The 15641-nt window shown below is 68.3% G+C and carries 15 protein-coding genes and 1 CRISPR repeat array; of the genes, 4 read left to right on the top strand and 11 right to left on the bottom strand.

What is annotated here, in order from left to right; translation table 11 throughout:
• The first annotated feature begins 4 nt into the window (after window positions 1–4).
• The 4 genes from cas7c to cas2 are packed head-to-tail and all read left to right on the top strand — an operon-like array spanning window position 5 to window position 2837.
• Window positions 5–883, top strand: a complete 879-nt coding sequence (cas7c, locus tag AC5L3X_RS31370; protein ID WP_494861805.1) for a type I-C CRISPR-associated protein Cas7/Csd2 — start codon at window positions 5–7, stop codon at window positions 881–883.
• Window positions 880–1530 (top strand): CRISPR-associated protein Cas4, encoded by a 651-nt coding sequence (gene cas4 / locus AC5L3X_RS31365; RefSeq protein ID WP_494861803.1) that lies wholly within the window; start codon window positions 880–882, stop codon window positions 1528–1530. Before cas7c ends, cas4 begins: the two co-directional genes overlap by 4 nt.
• On the top strand, window positions 1523–2545 hold the full coding sequence (gene cas1c / locus AC5L3X_RS31360) for a type I-C CRISPR-associated endonuclease Cas1c (RefSeq protein WP_494861801.1): 1023 nt from the start codon (window positions 1523–1525) through the stop codon (window positions 2543–2545). The genes cas4 and cas1c overlap by 8 nt, the downstream gene beginning before the upstream one ends.
• Window position 2546: 1 nt before the next feature.
• Window positions 2547–2837: a CRISPR-associated endonuclease Cas2 gene (gene cas2, locus AC5L3X_RS31355; protein ID WP_494861799.1), complete on the top strand. Its 291-nt coding sequence runs from the start codon at window positions 2547–2549 to the stop codon at window positions 2835–2837.
• 124 nt (window positions 2838–2961) lie between these two features.
• A CRISPR array of direct repeats spans window positions 2962–4475; the repeat unit is 37 nt; unit sequence GCAGCACCGGCCCTTCGGGGTCGGTGAGGATCGCAAC.
• Window positions 4476–4778: 303 nt separating this feature from the next.
• On the opposite strand, the gene AC5L3X_RS31350 is transcribed toward cas2, so the two are convergent.
• From AC5L3X_RS31350 to AC5L3X_RS31300, 11 genes are all read right to left on the bottom strand, one after another.
• The gene (locus tag AC5L3X_RS31350) at window positions 4779–5843 is read right to left on the bottom strand and encodes a methyltransferase (protein ID WP_494861797.1); all 1065 of its coding nucleotides are present in this window, start codon (window positions 5841–5843) and stop codon (window positions 4779–4781) included.
• Window positions 5840–6889 carry an ABC transporter substrate-binding protein gene (locus AC5L3X_RS31345; protein ID WP_494861796.1) on the bottom strand — a complete coding sequence of 350 codons (1050 nt, stop codon included), beginning with the start codon at window positions 6887–6889 and terminating at the stop codon, window positions 5840–5842. The genes AC5L3X_RS31350 and AC5L3X_RS31345 overlap by 4 nt, the downstream gene beginning before the upstream one ends.
• Window positions 6890–7002: 113 nt before the next feature.
• Window positions 7003–8004, bottom strand: coding sequence for an NAD-dependent epimerase/dehydratase family protein (locus tag AC5L3X_RS31340; protein WP_494861794.1), 1002 nt, complete (start codon window positions 8002–8004; stop codon window positions 7003–7005).
• A 12-nt stretch (window positions 8005–8016) separates the two neighbouring features.
• A complete protein-coding gene (locus AC5L3X_RS31335) occupies window positions 8017–8796 on the bottom strand; it encodes an aminoglycoside phosphotransferase family protein (protein ID WP_494861793.1) in 780 nt (259 codons plus the stop codon).
• Between the two features lie 11 nt (window positions 8797–8807).
• Window positions 8808–9644 (bottom strand): class I SAM-dependent methyltransferase, encoded by an 837-nt coding sequence (locus AC5L3X_RS31330; protein ID WP_494861792.1) that lies wholly within the window; start codon window positions 9642–9644, stop codon window positions 8808–8810.
• A 37-nt stretch (window positions 9645–9681) separates the two neighbouring features.
• Window positions 9682–10197, bottom strand: coding sequence for a P-loop NTPase family protein (locus tag AC5L3X_RS31325; protein WP_494861791.1), 516 nt, complete (start codon window positions 10195–10197; stop codon window positions 9682–9684).
• A 42-nt stretch (window positions 10198–10239) separates the two neighbouring features.
• Window positions 10240–11298: a glycosyltransferase family protein gene (locus AC5L3X_RS31320; protein WP_494861789.1), complete on the bottom strand. Its 1059-nt coding sequence runs from the start codon at window positions 11296–11298 to the stop codon at window positions 10240–10242.
• Window positions 11295–13022 (bottom strand): carbamoyltransferase family protein, encoded by a 1728-nt coding sequence (locus AC5L3X_RS31315; protein WP_494861787.1) that lies wholly within the window; start codon window positions 13020–13022, stop codon window positions 11295–11297. The genes AC5L3X_RS31320 and AC5L3X_RS31315 overlap by 4 nt, the downstream gene beginning before the upstream one ends.
• The gene (locus AC5L3X_RS31310; protein ID WP_494861785.1) at window positions 13019–13966 is read right to left on the bottom strand and encodes a thymidylate synthase; all 948 of its coding nucleotides are present in this window, start codon (window positions 13964–13966) and stop codon (window positions 13019–13021) included. Before AC5L3X_RS31310 ends, AC5L3X_RS31315 begins: the two co-directional genes overlap by 4 nt.
• 361 nt (window positions 13967–14327) lie before the next feature.
• Window positions 14328–14657: a hypothetical protein gene (locus tag AC5L3X_RS31305; protein ID WP_494861783.1), complete on the bottom strand. Its 330-nt coding sequence runs from the start codon at window positions 14655–14657 to the stop codon at window positions 14328–14330.
• Window positions 14658–14731: 74 nt separating this feature from the next.
• Window positions 14732–15607, bottom strand: a complete 876-nt coding sequence (locus AC5L3X_RS31300) for an SAM-dependent methyltransferase (protein ID WP_494861782.1) — start codon at window positions 15605–15607, stop codon at window positions 14732–14734.
• Window positions 15608–15641: the final 34 nt, after the last annotated feature.

Below are 15641 nucleotides of genomic sequence, written 5' to 3'. Positions count from 1 at the left end.
TTTAGTGAGCAACCACCTCGACCCGGCCGTACGGCACGACATCGTGATGCTCTTCGACGTCACGGATGGGAACCCCAACGGTGACCCGGACGCCGGCAACCAGCCGAGGACCGACGACGAAACCGGACAGGGCCTGGTCACGGACGTCGCCCTCAAGCGCAAGATCCGCGACGTCATCCCCGACATCAAGCCCGGAGACGACAGGTACGGGATCTTCGTCGAGGCCGGCCACGCACTCAATCCACGGATCGAGGAGGCCCGTGCGATCACGAAGGGTACGACGGAGGAGCAGCAGCGCTGGCTCTGCGACCGTTACTTCGACATCCGGTTGTTCGGCGCCGTGCTGTCCACGGGCAAGAAGGAAGAGGGCAGCAAGACGGCGGGCGCCGGTCAGGTGCGCGGTCCCCTGCAGTTCACCTTCGCCCGCAGCCTCGACCCCGTCCTGCCCAGCGACCACGCGATCACCCGGGTGACTCCTACCAAAAAGGAGGACATCGACTCCGGGAAGCGCACGGAGATGGGGTCCAAGTGGACCGTTCCGTACGGGCTGTACCGCGCACACGGTTTCTACTCCGCCGGGCGCGCCGACAAGACCGGTGTCACGAGCGAAGACCTCAAAACCCTCTGGACCGTGCTGACCATGATGTTCGACCACGACCGCTCGGCCGCCCGGGGCGAGATGAGGCTGTGCGGGCTCTACGTCTACAGCCACCGTGACGCCTTCGGCACCGCACCCGCGGCCAGCCTCACCAGCCGCGTTCGGCTGGAGCGCATCGACACGGACAAGCCGCCGCGCCACTTCACCGACTATCGACGGACGATCAGCAACGACGACCTACCTGAGGGCGTCACCTTCTGGAGCGGCGTCGACCTGTGGCCATGACCGGTGCCGACGAGGCCGGCGGCGCGATCGACGCATCCCTCAGCATTCCACTGTCGGCGCTGGAGCATGTCACCTACTGCCAGCGTCAGGCTGCCCTGATCCACGTCGAGGCCACCTGGGCCGACAGCGTCGATACCGTACGCGGCGACCTGGCTCACGCTGCGGTCGACCTTGCCGGTACGCGGCGACGACGTGGCGTGATCACCGTACGGTCACTCCCCGTACGCAGCCGAGTGCATGGTCTGCACGGTGTTTGCGATCTGGTGGAGATCCAGGGTGAGCAGGCCACCCCCATCGAGTACAAGGTTGGCCCGTACCATCCGGACGGGCCAGCCGATGTACAACTCGCTGGGCAGGCGGTCTGCCTGGCCGAAAGCGGATACGCCGTACCGGTCGGTTACGTCTACTCCGCCGCCGACCGGAAGCGACACGAGGTCCCGATCACCGAAGACCTGCTCATCCGCATGAGAGAAGCCGTCACGCGGATGCGCACCCTACTCATCGAGGACAGACTTCCCGCGGCTCACAATGATCGGCGTTGCCGTCGTTGCTCGCTGCGGGACGACTGCGTACCAGAACTCACCCACACCCGGAACCGGGCCATCGACCTCTTCACCATCCGGCCGCTCGGAGCATGGCGTGACTGAACTCCTCAACAGCCTTTACGTCCAGACACCAGGTACGAGCCTGCATCTGGAGAACGACACCCTGCGCGTGGTCCACCCCGACCAGCCAGGCCGAAAGATCTTGCCACTCGCCCGCATCGACCACGTCGTCCTGTTCGCCGGTGTCACCATCACGAGTGACCTGTTGCTGCGCTGCGCCGACGATCGTCGCACGGTCAGCTGGCTGACCGGCTTCGGACGGTTCCGGGCACGCCTGTGCGGACCCACCGCGGGTAACCCACTGTTACGCCGAGCCCAGCACCGCGCGCACGATGATCCGTGCCGTCGTCTGGCCATCGCTCAACACATGGTCGCAGGGAAGATCCACAACGGCAGGCAGGTGCTACTGCGCGCGGCTCGTGACGCTCAGGGGAGCAAACAGGAGACGCTTCGCGCAGCAGCCGAACGTAACGCCGGAGCACTCGATGCCGTCCGTCGGGCCACCGACATCTCGGCTCTGATGGGGGTCGAAGGAACGGCGGCTCGCGACTACTTCGAGGCCATGCCTTCGATGTGTTCAAGCGCGACCACGCCATTCGAGCGTACGCGCCGCCCACCGGCCGATCCCGTCAACTGCCTTCTGTCCTTCAGCTATGGCCTGCTCAGGGTGGCCGTTCATGGTGCTCTTGAGCAGGTTGGCCTGGACCCCTACATCGGCTTCCTCCACGGCGTACGTCCTGGCAAACCAGCTCTTGCCCTCGATCTCATGGAAGAGTTCCGGCCGCTTCTCAGTGACCGATTCGTCATGACACTGCTCAACCGGAACGAACTCGGTAGCAGTGACTTCGAGTATCTGCCCGGCGACACAGTGCGCCTCACCGAGGGTGCTCGCCGCGCCGTGCTCAACGCATGGCAGAACAGTCGGCAACGCGCGTGGCCGCACGCTCGCTTGGGACGTGAGGTGCCGGCCGCTCTGCTCCCAATGGTGCAAGCTCGGCTGCTGGCCCGGCATTTGCGCGGAGATCTCGACGACTACGTCCCATGGACCGTGAACTGATATGGACCTGCTGCTTACCTATGACGTCGAGACTGTGACCAAAGCCGGTCAGGCGAGACTCCGTCGCGTCGCCAAGATCTGCGAAGGTTACGGTCATCGCGTACAGAAGTCCGTTTTCGAGATCGTGTGCGGTGACGCTGACAAGCTCCGGCTCATGGCCGCGCTTGGCAACGTTATCGATCAACGGTGCGACACGATCCGGATCTATCGGCTTCCGGCTCGAGCGCTCGATGATGTCGAGCATCTTGGGATTCCCAGGGAAGTCGATCCCAGAGGTCCGCTTGTGATCTAGGAACCTCCGGTTCTCCCGCGACACGCCATGAGTTCCGAACCCGGAACTACCACCAATCGGACGTTTCTCGGCTTTGGTGGTGGCTGACTCTGCGATGAATCGGTAACCTCCCAGCTCAAGGACCGCAGCACCGGGCCTTCGGGGTCGGTGAGGATCGCAACCCCGTAGTCCCCGCCTTGCCGCCCCCTCGTGGCGGGCAGCACCGGGCCTTCGGGGTCGGTGAGGATCGCAACACCATCGCGCCGAGAGCGACGCCCAGGATCAGCACGCAGCACCGGGCCTTCGGGGTCGGTGAGGATCGCAACCGAGGTGGGCGCCGCGCTCGGCGGCTACTACCTGCGGCAGCACCGGGCCTTCGGGGTCGGTGAGGATCGCAACGCTGGGCGGATGAGTAGTAGGTGCCATGCGCAGAGGAGCAGCACCGGGCCTTCGGGGTCGGTGAGGATCGCAACAAGAAGGCCGAGAACCAGATGCTGCTGTCCGAGGAGTGGCAGCACCGGGCCTTCGGGGTCGGTGAGGATCGCAACGACCGATATCCGGAAGATCGTGGGCATGTTGGACCGTGCAGCACCGGGCCTTCGGGGTCGGTGAGGATCGCAACCACTGATCGCACGCAGGGTGTACGTCCTGCTTCCAGGCAGCACCGGGCCTTCGGGGTCGGTGAGGATCGCAACGGGTGGACGCCCGGAGCGTCCGGCCCCGCTTCGATCTCGCAGCACCGGGCCTTCGGGGTCGGTGAGGATCGCAACACGGCGTTGTATCGGGTAGACATCCACTACGCCCTGGCAGCACCGGGCCTTCGGGGTCGGTGAGGATCGCAACAGCGGCGGGGCGAAGCTGAGCGTCGCCGACGCGACGGCAGCACCGGGCCTTCGGGGTCGGTGAGGATCGCAACCTTCGCTACGCGCTCCCATCCGGGAGTCCCGTCACCGGCAGCACCGGGCCTTCGGGGTCGGTGAGGATCGCAACACCATCAGCATCCCCACCCGGCCCACCGTGTGGGAGGCAGCACCGGGCCTTCGGGGTCGGTGAGGATCGCAACCCGACGGCCGCGCCCGGCTCGCCTGTGGCCCCCTTGGAGAGCAGCACCGGGCCTTCGGGGTCGGTGAGGATCGCAACCCGCTGGTGAAGTAGTTGGCCGTCTGCCTGGCCACCCCGCAGCACCGGGCCTTCGGGGTCGGTGAGGATCGCAACAAGGTGCTGCGCAACAAGCGGCGCCCGGCGGTCGCCCGCAGCACCGGCCCTTCGGGGTCGGTGAGGATCGCAACCACGTACTCGACCCGGGCAATCGACGACCGCGGCCCCTGGCAGCACCGGCCCTTCGGGGTCGGTGAGGATCGCAACCCCGACGTGCACCCCACGCTCGTCGGCTGGGTCGCCATGCAGCACCGGCCCTTCGGGGTCGGTGAGGATCGCAACATGGGGGACATCCAGATGCTTCTCCGGGAGAGCAAGCAGCACCGGCCCTTCGGGGTTGGTGAGGATCGCAACGAGGTGGGCGTGATGGAGAAGACCCGCAAGAACCCCGCAGCACCGGCCCTTCGGGGTCGGTGAGGATCGCAACGCAGTGCGCGGAGTGCAGCAGGTGCCGGGCGTCCTCGGCAGCACCGGCCCGTCGGGGTCGGCGAGGATCGCAGCGGCCACCTGGTCGCGGGTAGCCCACGTTGGAGCAGGTCAGAGGCTGGACTCGGGGTACAGAGTCCGGCTTTTTTGATCCGCTGACTGCGATCTGACCCTCGGAGGAGCCGTCACCCACCCTTTCGGACCACCATGGGGCGGCCCGTTCTGACGCCCATCGTGGTTCAGGCGGTTCGTGATGTTCAACTGGCATGCCTTCTCGGATGTCTCACTGGGTGGGGTGCACCCCTTTTGGTGTGTGTGAGCCTTATAGTGATCTACAGTGTAAAGAGGCGAGCAGGGACCAGCGGAGCAACGGCGTGATCAGCTCTGCCGTTCGTGTGCCGGGTGGCCTGCGAGCAGGGTCTGTCCGTTGGGTAGTGGCTGGGTGTGGTGGATGCTCAGCCCGGCCTGTTCCGCCAGCTGGTACAGGTGCGGGCTGCGGCGTACCCGGCCGCCGTGGAACAGGGCCATCATCCGGATGTCGGTGCTGTGCCAGGGGCTTGCAATGCCCGGAAGTGTGGGCAGCATGCCCTCGACGATCCATACCTCTCCGTCGGCGGTGTCTTGCAGGGCTTGGCGCACCGTCGTCAGCAGGCTGACGCATGCCTCATCGCTGTAGTTGTGCAGGATCGACGACAGTAGGTAACGCTGTGCCCCTTGGGGGATCTGTTCGAAGATGTCGGCGGTGGTGATCTGGACCCGGTGGAGCAGGCCTTGTCCGGCGAGGTGGGTGCGGGCGCGTTCGGCGACGTGGGGGCGCTCGGCGAGGATGCCCCGCAGGTGTGGGTGGGTGTGCAGGAGGGTGGCCAGGACGCCGCCCTGGCCGCCGCCGAGGTCGGCCACGAGCCGGATGTCGGTCCAATCGTCCATGGCGGCGAGGTCGTGGCCGACGGCGGTGCTGCGCGCGGTCATGAAGCGGTCGAAGTCGGCGGCCAGTTCAGGGGTGTGGGCGAGGTGCTCGTACACCGGTCGGTCGTTCGGTGGGGTGGGGTGTCCGCGGCGGATGGTGTCGGTCAGGTGGCCGATCGTGTCCCACCAGTAGGCCGAGCCGGTGACCAGCACGGCGTGCCGCTGGGACGGGTCGGCATCGGCGGTGAGGACGTGGCCGAGTTCGGTGAGCCGGTAGCCGGCGGGGGTGTCAGTGATGAAGCCGTGAGCGTGCAGCCAGCCCGCCAGCCGGTCCATCGCGGCGGGGTCGGTGCCACAGACATCCGCCAGTTCGTCGCTGGTCATGGACTGGTGCGCGAGGATTTCGAAGACGTCCAGGTCGACCGCGGCGTGCAGGGCGGCGAAGTCGGGCACGGCGTCGATCATCGCCTGCACGTGCCGGTACGCGACGAGGCCGGGGCCGGCGGGCAGGGTGTCGGGACGGGGGTGCGGGGTCATCGCGCGGCCACCCTCGCCTTTGACGTGGTGGGCGTCGATGGCGTGATCGGAGCGGGTGGGGGCGCTGGGGGCGGGGAGGAGAGGCTGGTGGCCGGGAGCGGCATCAGCAGTGAGCTGACGTCGAGTTTGCTGCTGATGTATCCGTATTCCTGCATCAGGTCGGCGACGCGTTGGATGCGGCCGACATGAAGGTTGGTCGGGAAGGTGCCCAGGGTGATGGTCGCCGCCGTCGCGGCGTCGATCTTGGTGTAGCTGGGCAGCGTGTCGGTGATCAGCTGCCGGGTTTGGGCGTCGGCTTGGGCCTTGAGGATGGCTCGCTGGAACGCGGCGACCTGCTGGGGGTGGTTCTTGGCGTAGTCGGCGGAGGTGGCCCAGCCCGCGATCGGCCAGTTCTCGGTCTGGCCCTGCATCACATCCCAGAGCGTTCTGCCGCCGTGCCCGGTCTGGTAGGCGGTGATGAACGGTTCGGTCATCCAGGCGACATCGATCTTCCCGGTTTCGAGGGCGGGGATCATGTCGGGGAGGGGCAGTTCGGAGATCCGCACGTCGCGTGCGGTCAATCCGGCGATTTTCAGTGCTGCTTCGGTGGTGAGCGTGCCGACCGACTTGAGCGTCACGACCGCGATGTGTTTGCCACGAAGATCGTCCAGGTCTTGGACGGGTGACTCCTTGGGGACCATGAGTTTGAAGGTGTTGGGGGCCGCTTGGTAGGCGTCGGCGGCGATGCGCAGGGTGCCCGGCTGGTTGACCTCGGCCAGCACGGCGGCGGTGTAGTTCATGATCGAAAAGTCCAGGGCGCCCGATTTGAGCTTGGGGAGTGCGACGCCGCCGCCTTGGACGGTTTCGAGCTGCACCTGGAGCCCTTCGGCTTTGAAGTAGCCCTTCATGTCCGCGATGGGCACGGTGGCGCAGTCTGGGATGGGCATGATTCCGACCTTGACGACCTGGAGGGGGCCGCTGGGTCCTGAGGCAGGGGGAGGAGAGCCGCATCCCGCCACTGCGAGCACGATAAGCGCCGACAATATTGCTCTATGTAACCGTTTCATGGCGTGAAGCTCCTGTTAAGGACAGATGTTCGGTGATTGCCGTCCGAGCTCGTGTGACCCGGAGGTGAAGCCGCGTGTTGCGGGGCGTTTCGCGTTCGCCCGGGGTGGCTCGTCTAACGCTTGTCCCAGGAGGACGCCGCGTTCCGGGAGGTGAGCCAGTGCAGCTGAGCTGCCATGCCTGTCAGCAGGTCGGTGGTAGGAGCGAAGCCGAGCAGCCGGTGGGCTGTGGAGGGATCGGCGCACGTTGCGGGCACGTCCCCGGCGCGGGCGTTTTCGGTGTGGACGTTGATCGGGCGGTCGGTGAGTACGCGGGCGTTCTCGACAACCTCAAGCAGGTCGGCGTCGGAGCCGCCACCCACGTTGATCACGCAGCTCGGCAGGAGCGCGGTGCCTGCGCAGATCGTGGCGGTGACGGCGTCGTGGATGTAGGTGAAGTCGCGGCGCTGTTTGCCGTCGCCGTACAGCCGCATGGGGATGCCGGTGACGGCGGCGGTCAGCACCCGCTGGATGACCATGTCTTCCCGCTGGCGAGGCCCGTAGACGGTGAAGTAGCGCAGCGCCACCACAGTGGTAGGGCAGTCGGTTCGGGCGGCGTGCGCGAGGCATAGCTGCTCCTGCGCGACTTTGGTGATCGCGTACGGCGAGGCCGGGCGCGGCTGGTCGGATTCCGTGCTGGGATGCCCGTCGGTGACTCCGTACACGCTGGAGGAGGAGGCGACGACCAGGCGGGGGACGCGCATCTTGGTGATGGCGTCCATGAGGCGCTGGGTGGCGGTGATGTTGGTGGCCACGTACTGGCCGAAGTCGGGCCCCCAGGAGGGGTGGACGCCGGGCAGCCCGGCGAGGTGATAGACCACGTCGGCTTCGACCAGGAGGGGTTCGATGGCGCAGGTGCGCAGGTCTGCGGGGACGAACAGGAAGCCGGGCTCGCGCCGGATGTCGGTGAGGTTGGCCGCCGCGCGCGGATTCTGGTCGGGGTCGAGCCGATCCACTCCGATGACGGTGACTCCTTGGGCGAGCAGGGATTGGCAGAGGTGGGAGCCGATGAATCCGGAGGCGCCGGTGACGACCACACGCCTTGGCCGGGCCGGCTGGTCGGTGAGGGGTTGCTGCACGAGGTCCTCCGGTCAACGCGATGGGGACGCCGGTGGTGTAGCGGCGGCGGCCAGTTCGTCCAGCGAGGGGCGAAGGCCCGGCCAGGAGTGCCGGTATCCGCCGATGCCGAGGTAGGGCAGGGTGAGTACGTGGTGCAGGTCGGTGTAGCCGAGGAAACCGGCGGCCGTGACAGGGGCGAGACCGGCACCGAGCAGGGCTTTGTTGTAACAGGTGAGCGCGGTCGCGATGTGACCAGGCGGGATCGGGCCGTGCGTCATGGCGAGGGTGACCACGAGTTTGGCCAGGTCGTAGCCGAACGGCGCGAGGGTGAGGTCATCGACGTCCACCATGACCGGACCTTCGGCGGTGATGAGCACGTTGCGCGGGTTGGTGTCCTTGTAGAACGCGGCCGGTGCGCCGGGGGCGTGGTGCAGGAGCTGTTGGGCGACCGTGAGCTGGTGCGGGGTGATCAGCCCGGCCTGAAGGCGGCGGTGGAGCGCGACCTGGCGGGGGGAGACGAAGTCAGCCAGTACACCCCCGGCGGGCAGCGGGTGCGGCGTGGTGAGCTGGGCCCGGTGCAGGTCGCTCTGCCAGGCGGTGGTGTGCGCGCGGCCGAGGATGCTGGCGAGCGCGGGCAGGTCGCAGATGAGCGCGTGTCGGCCCTGCACGAATGCGAAGTCGATGCGGCGGGCGTGCACCGCCACGATGGGTGGCTGCCGAAGCGGCTGGGCGTGCTGGGCGAGCCAGGCGTGATGGGCGGCGGCCCATCGGACGGCGTCGCGGGTGGCGTACGGCTTGGCGAATATGGTCATGTCGGGTGGGCTCATGTCGGTGTGGCGGTCAGGTAGGTGATGGTGGACGTCGCGGTGACGGGCTCGTCCGGCCAGGCGGCGCGCAGCCTCGCGGCGATCGCGTCGGGGTCGGTGGCCAGGCCGGGAGGCAGCTTGTACTTCGGGGTGGTGGCCAGATAGGCCGCGACGTGCTCCAGCCCGGCGAAGACGAAGCGGTGTTTCTCGTGCAACGTGGCCAGGACACGGAGGTGGCCGGTGGTGAGATCGACGAGGTTGCCACTGTGCGCTGCGGCGTACAGGCTCGGCCGGTCCGCGGCGCCCGCGTCGAGTCCGGCGGCGGCCACCAGTCGGTCCAGCTCTCGGTAGCTGTCGGCGGATTTGGTCACCAGGATCGCGACCCCGCCCGGTGCGAGGACGCGGGCGATCTCGGCGATCACCGGGCGTGGGTCGGGCGCGTGGTAGAGGCAGAACGCGGCCGCTGCGAAGTCGCAGCCGGCATCAGGTAGGGGCAGGTGGTGGAAGTCGGCCTGCACGAACTCCACCGCTGCGGCCACGGCAGGGCTCAGGGTTGCCAGGCGGGCGCGGGCGGCGGCGAGCATCGCGGCCGACGCGTCCAGGCCCACCAACCTGCGGGGGCGGAGCCGGTCGGCCAGGGCCAGCGTGCTGGTGCCGCGCCCGCAGCCGATGTCGGCGACCACCGACCGGCTGGGGTCGTCCACGTAGCAGGCGGCGACCTTGGCGATGACGTCGGCGACGGGCCGTCCATGCGTCTTAGCGCGGTGCAGGGCGGAGGTGCGGGCCGCCAGCCGGCCGCTGTCGCGGTAGAGGCCAGCGGTGGCGGCCGGGTCGGTGAAGACGCTGTCGTTCATGCCCGCCTCCCGCGAGTGGTGCGGGGGCGGCCGAGGTTCAGCGGCCGGCGGCCAGCTGCTTCAGCCAGCTGCGGGCGTGGGCGCGGCTGCGCAGCACCACTACCTGAATGCTGTCTCTGGAGTGCTGGCGGATCTTGGCCAGCACCTGCGGACGCATCCGCCGCCGGTAGGAGGCGACGTACCGGACGAACGACCAGTTGATCCGGTTGTAGACGCCCGCATCGTGCTGCCCGGCGCCGTGGCGGGCCTGCCGGGACAGGACGCCCCACAGGGCGACGACGGTGGGGACGTCGACCAGGATCACGGTGTCGCACGCCTGCAGCCGTACGTGCAGCGTGGAGTTGTAGTTGCCGTCGATGATCCATCGCGGCTCGGCGACCAGCTCGCGTTGAACCTTCTCGAACTTCTCCGCTGACAGGGGGGTCCACTCGTCGTCGTAGTAGATCGCGTCGAGATGGGTGACCGGCGCGTCCAGGACACGGCCAAGCTCGCGTGCCACGTACGACTTGCCGCTGCCGCCCGATCCGATGACGGCGACCCGGGACATGTGCATGGTTCTCCACGATAGTCGGGACAGTAGGACGCCGAGGGTTGGTCATGAGCGTCCCCCTGCAGGTTGTGCGTCTCGGTTGGCGGTGAGCGGAGCGAGGATGTCGTGCAGGGCCCGGAGTTGGTGGCTGAGCCGGAACAACTCCAGCCGCTCCAGACACGCGGACAGGAGGTTCACGTGCTCGTGGCTGCCTCGGATGTTGTCGAGCCAGTGCAGGGCACGGATCGTGTCGCCGCCCGAGTTCACGATCAGCTGTGGCGGCACGAACATGTGGACGCGGTTGATGGTGGCGGGCGCGAGCGGCAGGCATCCGGCCAGGACCGCCTCGAAGATGCGTTGTGTCATCTGCCCGGCGGCGGCGTATCGGTCCGGCAGCAGTAGCACCGTGGCGAGGCTCTTGCTGTACAGGGAGGTGACCTCGGTGAAGGGCACCCGGCCGATGAAGTTGAGGTCCGGCCAGCGGCTCGTGTGGGTCCACTTGCCGGCGATCAGGTGTCGTGTGCGGGCCGCCGCGGGCGCGAAGTACCGGTCGAACGCGGCGTTGCGGCCGTGCTGGTTGCCGATGTAGCACAGGGGGTTCGGCCGTTCCCGCTGGGCGAGTTTGACCGGGTCGGCCGCGTCCAGGAGCGCGTCATCCAGCGGGAACAGCAGCGGTACGGTGCCGTGGCGTGGGGTGAGAGTGGCCTCGCACACGACGATGTTGGGTCGTTGGCGCACGGGGTGGTGGGCGGGGAGTTGCCGGTCCTTGTCCCAGATGACGGTGGGTGTGCGGGTGCGGTGGGTGTAGTGGTAGAGCAGCCGGTTCTGCCGGTGCAGGTCGCAGGTGTGGCTGGGGCTGCCGCAGATCGTGGTGTTGCGGCCGGAGATGGGCCAGCGCCACTCCAGGAACAGCACATCCACGGGCGGGAGCCCGGCATCGAACAGGTAGCTGTCGGCGATGTGGTCCCCGGCTTCGGTCAGGTCCCGGTTCGGCTGGAGCAACACGAGCTCGTGGCCGGCCGCGATGATGCCGTCGATGAAGGGGCGGCGATGGCTGCGTCCGCCGTCCGGGGTGTCGGTGATGCCTGGGCCGAGGAACCCCCAGAAGCTGTAGCCGATCTTCACTTGGTGATCCACCGGCCTTCCAGCAGCAGGGCGTCCAGGCCGCTTTCGGCGAGGCACTCCAGCGCCATGTCTGGGGGGCCGCAGATGGGCTTGCCCTTGACGTTCAATGAGGTGTTGATGAGGACCGGAACGCCGGTCCGGCGGGCGAACGCTTCCAGGACGGCGTGCACGAACGGGTTGTCGTCCTTGGTGACGGTCTGAACGCGCGCGGTGCCGTTGGCGTGCACGACCGCGGGGATCCGGTCACGCGCCAGGGCGGTCACTCCGGATGCCATCGACATGAACGGCGACTCCTGGCCGAGGGTGAAGTACTCGGCGGCGCGCTCGGCCGTGACCATGGGCGCGAACGGGCGGAACGGCTCGCGGAATTTCACCGTGTCGTTCAGCCGCGCAACCACGCCCGGGATCAAGGGCGAGGCGAGGATCGACCGGTTCCCGAGCGCCCGGGGCCCTGTCTCGATCCGGCCCTGGAACAGGCCGACGATGTCGCCCTGGGCGATCTGGCTGGCCAGGAACTCGGCCGGGTCACCGGGCACTGGCAGTGCGGACAGCTGGGGCCAGCGGGTGAGGTCCGGCAGGTGGCCGGCGAAGGACGGCCCGAGATAGCAGGCCCCTACGATGCCCGACAGCGGCAGCGGGCTCGCCTGGAGATGGACGGTCGCGGCCGCGCCGATGGCCGTGCCCGCGTCGCCCGGAGCAGGAGGCACGAACACCTCGTCGAACAGCCCCGACTCGGCGGTCTTCCCGACGGCGACGCAGTTCGTAGCGACTCCTCCGCCGAGACACAACCGCTTCAGCCCGGTGCGTGTCCGGGCCAGGCCCGCCAGATGCAGCATCACCTGCTCGGTACGCTCCTGAAGGGCGGCGGCCAGGTCCATGTGGACTTGCGTGACCGGCTGGTGCGGTGCCCGGCGCGGGCAGGTGTGCGCCGCGAAGCGGGCCGTCAGCCGGGGGTAGGCCGACGACAGCACGCGCACGGCGAAGAAGGCCGGATGCAACGCGAACCCTGACTCGGTGATCGGGATTGCCCGCTGGAACAGGGCGCGGAACCGGTCCGGGTCACCGAGCGCGGCCAGCGCCATCACGGTGCCCTCCTCGTCGCCGCGCCGCCACCCCAGATGCATGGTGACTGCGCCATAGGCGTAGCCGAGCGAGGCCGGATCGTTCAGCGCGTACACCTGCTCCAGAGTCGGCCGGCCGGACCCGAGCAGGCGGCCCGTGGCGATGGTGGTGGTCTGCGTCTCGCCGAGACTGTCCACCACCAGCACGGCCGCGCTCGACCAGCCGGAGGCGGCGAACGCGTACATCTGATGGGTGCGGTGATGCGGCAGCGGCCGGACGCGAGCGTATGGGAAGTGGCGGCCGAGCTCGCGGACGCGGCCGAAGGTGCGCGCGGCGACCCGCGCGAAACTGGCCGCTCGCGGGATCGCCCTGCCGCTCGTGGCCGGGTGCGCCAGCATCTTGAGGGCGCCTGCCGCGGCGGGGAGATAGCGCGCGCCGTGGAAGTTGTACGCGACCGCGTTCACCTCCTCGGGGCTGATGTCCGCCTCGGCCAGCAGCCAGCCGATCGCCTGCTCGGGGTAGGCGCGGGTGTGCTTCACCTGCGACAGGCGTTCCTCCTCCACGAACCCGACCAGCTCGCCGTCGACCAGGAGAGCCGCGGCGGAGTCGTGGGTGTAGGAGCACAGGCCGAGCACGATGTCAGGGGCGCGCATGAGGGTCATACGGTCACCGCCAGCCCTCTGGTACCAGCCCGCAGGGTGGTGTACCAGGCGCGCAGCCCTTCCCCGAGCGGCCCGTCGATTCCACTGGCTGCCTGGACTGCCTGGTCGCGTTGCCCGTTCTTCCATTTGCGGTAGCTGGCCAGCACGGCGGCCAGCGGATCCCAGCCGGCGTGTCCCACCGGCAGGCCCGCCTGGACCGTGGCCAGCAGCTCGTCGAACCCTTCCCACGAGGTGGCCACCAGCGACTCCATGACCGCGCTCGGGCCGGCCGGTTCCACGGCGGCCGCCTTCTCCAGGTCGTGCTCGTACAGGTGCAGCGAGTCCACGTGATGGCGGTAGGTGCCGATCTCGGCGCCGAGCCAGCCGGCCACCAGCTCGTGCAGCACGGTCGCGGTGAACACGTCGTAGGGCAGGCCCAGCCACAGATCATTGCTGCGCATGGTCGTCACCATGTCCAGCCGGTCGCGACGCAGGTGGAAGCGGTAGCTGAGCGTGCAGGGCACATCGCGGTGGCCGCCGGCGTCGCGAGCCGGGTCGTAGAGCTGGATGACCGCCCGCCGGGAGTCCGGGTCGCCGCGCAGCGTGGCCAGCACCTGGGCGAGCTGGTCCACGTGCCCGTCCCAACGCCGCATGCGCGGCCCGTACGCGCCGCGCAGGATGCCGTCGTCTTCGGCGAACTGCCGGAGCCGGCCGTTGAAGTGGTAGATCCATGGCGCGTCGGAGCCGGACAGGATCCACACGCATTCGGCTACGGCGAACGCCGTGTTCAACACCCTCGCGGGCGATGGGGGAAGCAGGCGGGCGCGAGGTTCGGCAAGCAGCAGCCGCACGTCCAGCAGTTCTCGGGTGGCCATGCCGCGCGGGCTGACCTTGTTCCCTTGGATGGTCAGCGTCACTGCGCTGGTGAAAAGGTCGGCGATGGTGTCGCCGGAGATGGTGGTCACGTTGCCCCTTCTCCGTTGTCGTCGATGGAAGCCCGCGGCCCGAAGTGACGTGTCGTTCGCCGCCTCGGGCGGTGGCGGGGACCGGTCGTCTTCTCCGGGCCGCGGGTGTTAGGTCTGGCGGGCCTCGCTTGCAGCCTGGGGTGGTGGCTGCCAGTGGGGGATGTATGAGGTCCGCCAGAGTTCGAGTTCTGCGTGGAGCATTCGGCCGCGCAGTTCGTCGGGGGTTTTGGCATGGACAGGGCGGCATTCGCCGGGGTTGGCCAGGTGCCACGCGGTGAATTCCCTGGCCCAGGGCCCCCACATGACGAACCACCTGGGGTGCTCGTACTGGAGCACGGCCGCGTCGGCGACTCTTTCGAGATCAAGAGGCATGGCGGGCCTCAACGTCGTCCAGTGAGTCGCCGGTCAGTAGCCGGATGCAGCCGGAGCCGAGGAGTTCTGCGATAGGGATGGATCGCAAGTCGTGGTGGTGCTTGGCGACCCGGTCGGCCGCGCCCGCCACGGTGTGGGCGTAGGTCCGGAGCGGCCGCTGGCGGGTGCCGGTGAGGTCAGGGATTGCCCACCAGATGACGTGATCGACGTGGGTGATGAGTCCCGGGTACACCCGAACGACGACGCCGCAGGGCGGGGATTGCACGGTGGCGGGGATGTTGTGGCGTTCGGCGAGCAGGATCACCAACTGCGCGGCCATGCGTAATGGCTGCTCATGCCCGCCTGGTGGGAGTGCGTGGCGTGGTGTCACGGTGACGCTTCCTTCTGGCAGGGTCAGGAGTCGGCGAGCCGTTCGGCCATCCACATGAGGAAGTGCGGCGCTCGCGTCGGGGGCGGCCCCTCGTGCGAGGGCATGAAGTCGATGGCGCGGACGACTCCCGGCGGCTGGATCGCGAACGGCCCGGCCATGGCCGTGATCTCTTCCGCGGTGCGGATGTGGATCTCGACGCCGTGGAACCGCTCGTAGACCTCTTTGCCCCGTGCTGCGTCCTCGGGCGGCATGCCGGTCCTGGTCACGTGAGTGGCAATGATCCGGCTGCCGGGGACGAGATGCTTGTGCAGGGCAGCGATGAGAGTGGTGGCTTCCTGGTCGGTCATGAAGTGCAGCACCGCGCCCAGAATCACCACGATCTTCTGCTTGGCGCCCAAGTGAAGGTCCAGTAGGGCCAGCACCTTCGCCGGCCGCCGGAGGTCTTCCCATTCCACGTGCACGTTGGGGTGCCTGCCGACGAGCGCGCGGCCGTACATGACGGCCAGTTCGTCGGAGTCCACCAGCAGCCACCGCAGGCCCGGCTGGACGCCGCAAGCGAGGTCGTAGAGGTCGGGCAGCCTCCACCTGTCCGACTTCTGAATCGGGATGCCGCCGCCCAGGTCCGCGAACAGCGTGTGGCCCTGCTCGGCGGCGTACCGTACTGCCCGTCCCAGCGCGAGGGCGTTCTCACGGGTGACTTGATTCACTACGCCGCCGAGTGCTTTGTTCAGCTCCTCTCCGGCAGCGCGAGCAGCGGGAAGGGCGTCCTTCGATCCGCGCAACGCGGCATAGGTGGCCGCCGGAGTCGTTTCAGACGAATTGAAGGTGCTTCCAGGGCCGCTGGGACGCGTGCTGGGAGCGGATGGCAGGTCAGCGGGCGAAGGGGCGGAGGTACGCATCGTGGGCTTCGTGTCGTTGGCGACGTGACAGGCA

It is taken from the genome of Nonomuraea sp. CX421 (assembly GCF_059358955.1).
Note: the sequence above shows the minus strand (reverse complement) of the source record. Positions and strands in the feature narration are given on the sequence as shown.

Bases quoted from the DNA above. Each gene is read 5' to 3' on its own strand.
- AC5L3X_RS31335 (WP_494861793.1), bottom strand. From the start codon at position 8,796: ATGACCATATTCGCCAAGCCGTACGCCACCCGCGACGCCGTCCGATGG.
- AC5L3X_RS31330 (WP_494861792.1), bottom strand. From the start codon at position 9,644: ATGAACGACAGCGTCTTCACCGACCCGGCCGCCACCGCTGGCCTCTAC.
- AC5L3X_RS31305 (WP_494861783.1), bottom strand. From the start codon at position 14,657: ATGGCCGCGCAGTTGGTGATCCTGCTCGCCGAACGCCACAACATCCCC.
- AC5L3X_RS31325 (WP_494861791.1), bottom strand. From the start codon at position 10,197: ATGCACATGTCCCGGGTCGCCGTCATCGGATCGGGCGGCAGCGGCAAG.
- AC5L3X_RS31300 (WP_494861782.1), bottom strand. From the start codon at position 15,607: ATGCGTACCTCCGCCCCTTCGCCCGCTGACCTGCCATCCGCTCCCAGC.
- AC5L3X_RS31315 (WP_494861787.1), bottom strand. From the start codon at position 13,022: ATGACCCTCATGCGCGCCCCTGACATCGTGCTCGGCCTGTGCTCCTAC.
- cas2 (WP_494861799.1), top strand. From the start codon at position 2,547: ATGGACCTGCTGCTTACCTATGACGTCGAGACTGTGACCAAAGCCGGT.
- AC5L3X_RS31345 (WP_494861796.1), bottom strand. From the start codon at position 6,889: ATGAAACGGTTACATAGAGCAATATTGTCGGCGCTTATCGTGCTCGCA.
- cas4 (WP_494861803.1), top strand. From the start codon at position 880: ATGACCGGTGCCGACGAGGCCGGCGGCGCGATCGACGCATCCCTCAGC.
- AC5L3X_RS31350 (WP_494861797.1), bottom strand. From the start codon at position 5,843: ATGACCCCGCACCCCCGTCCCGACACCCTGCCCGCCGGCCCCGGCCTC.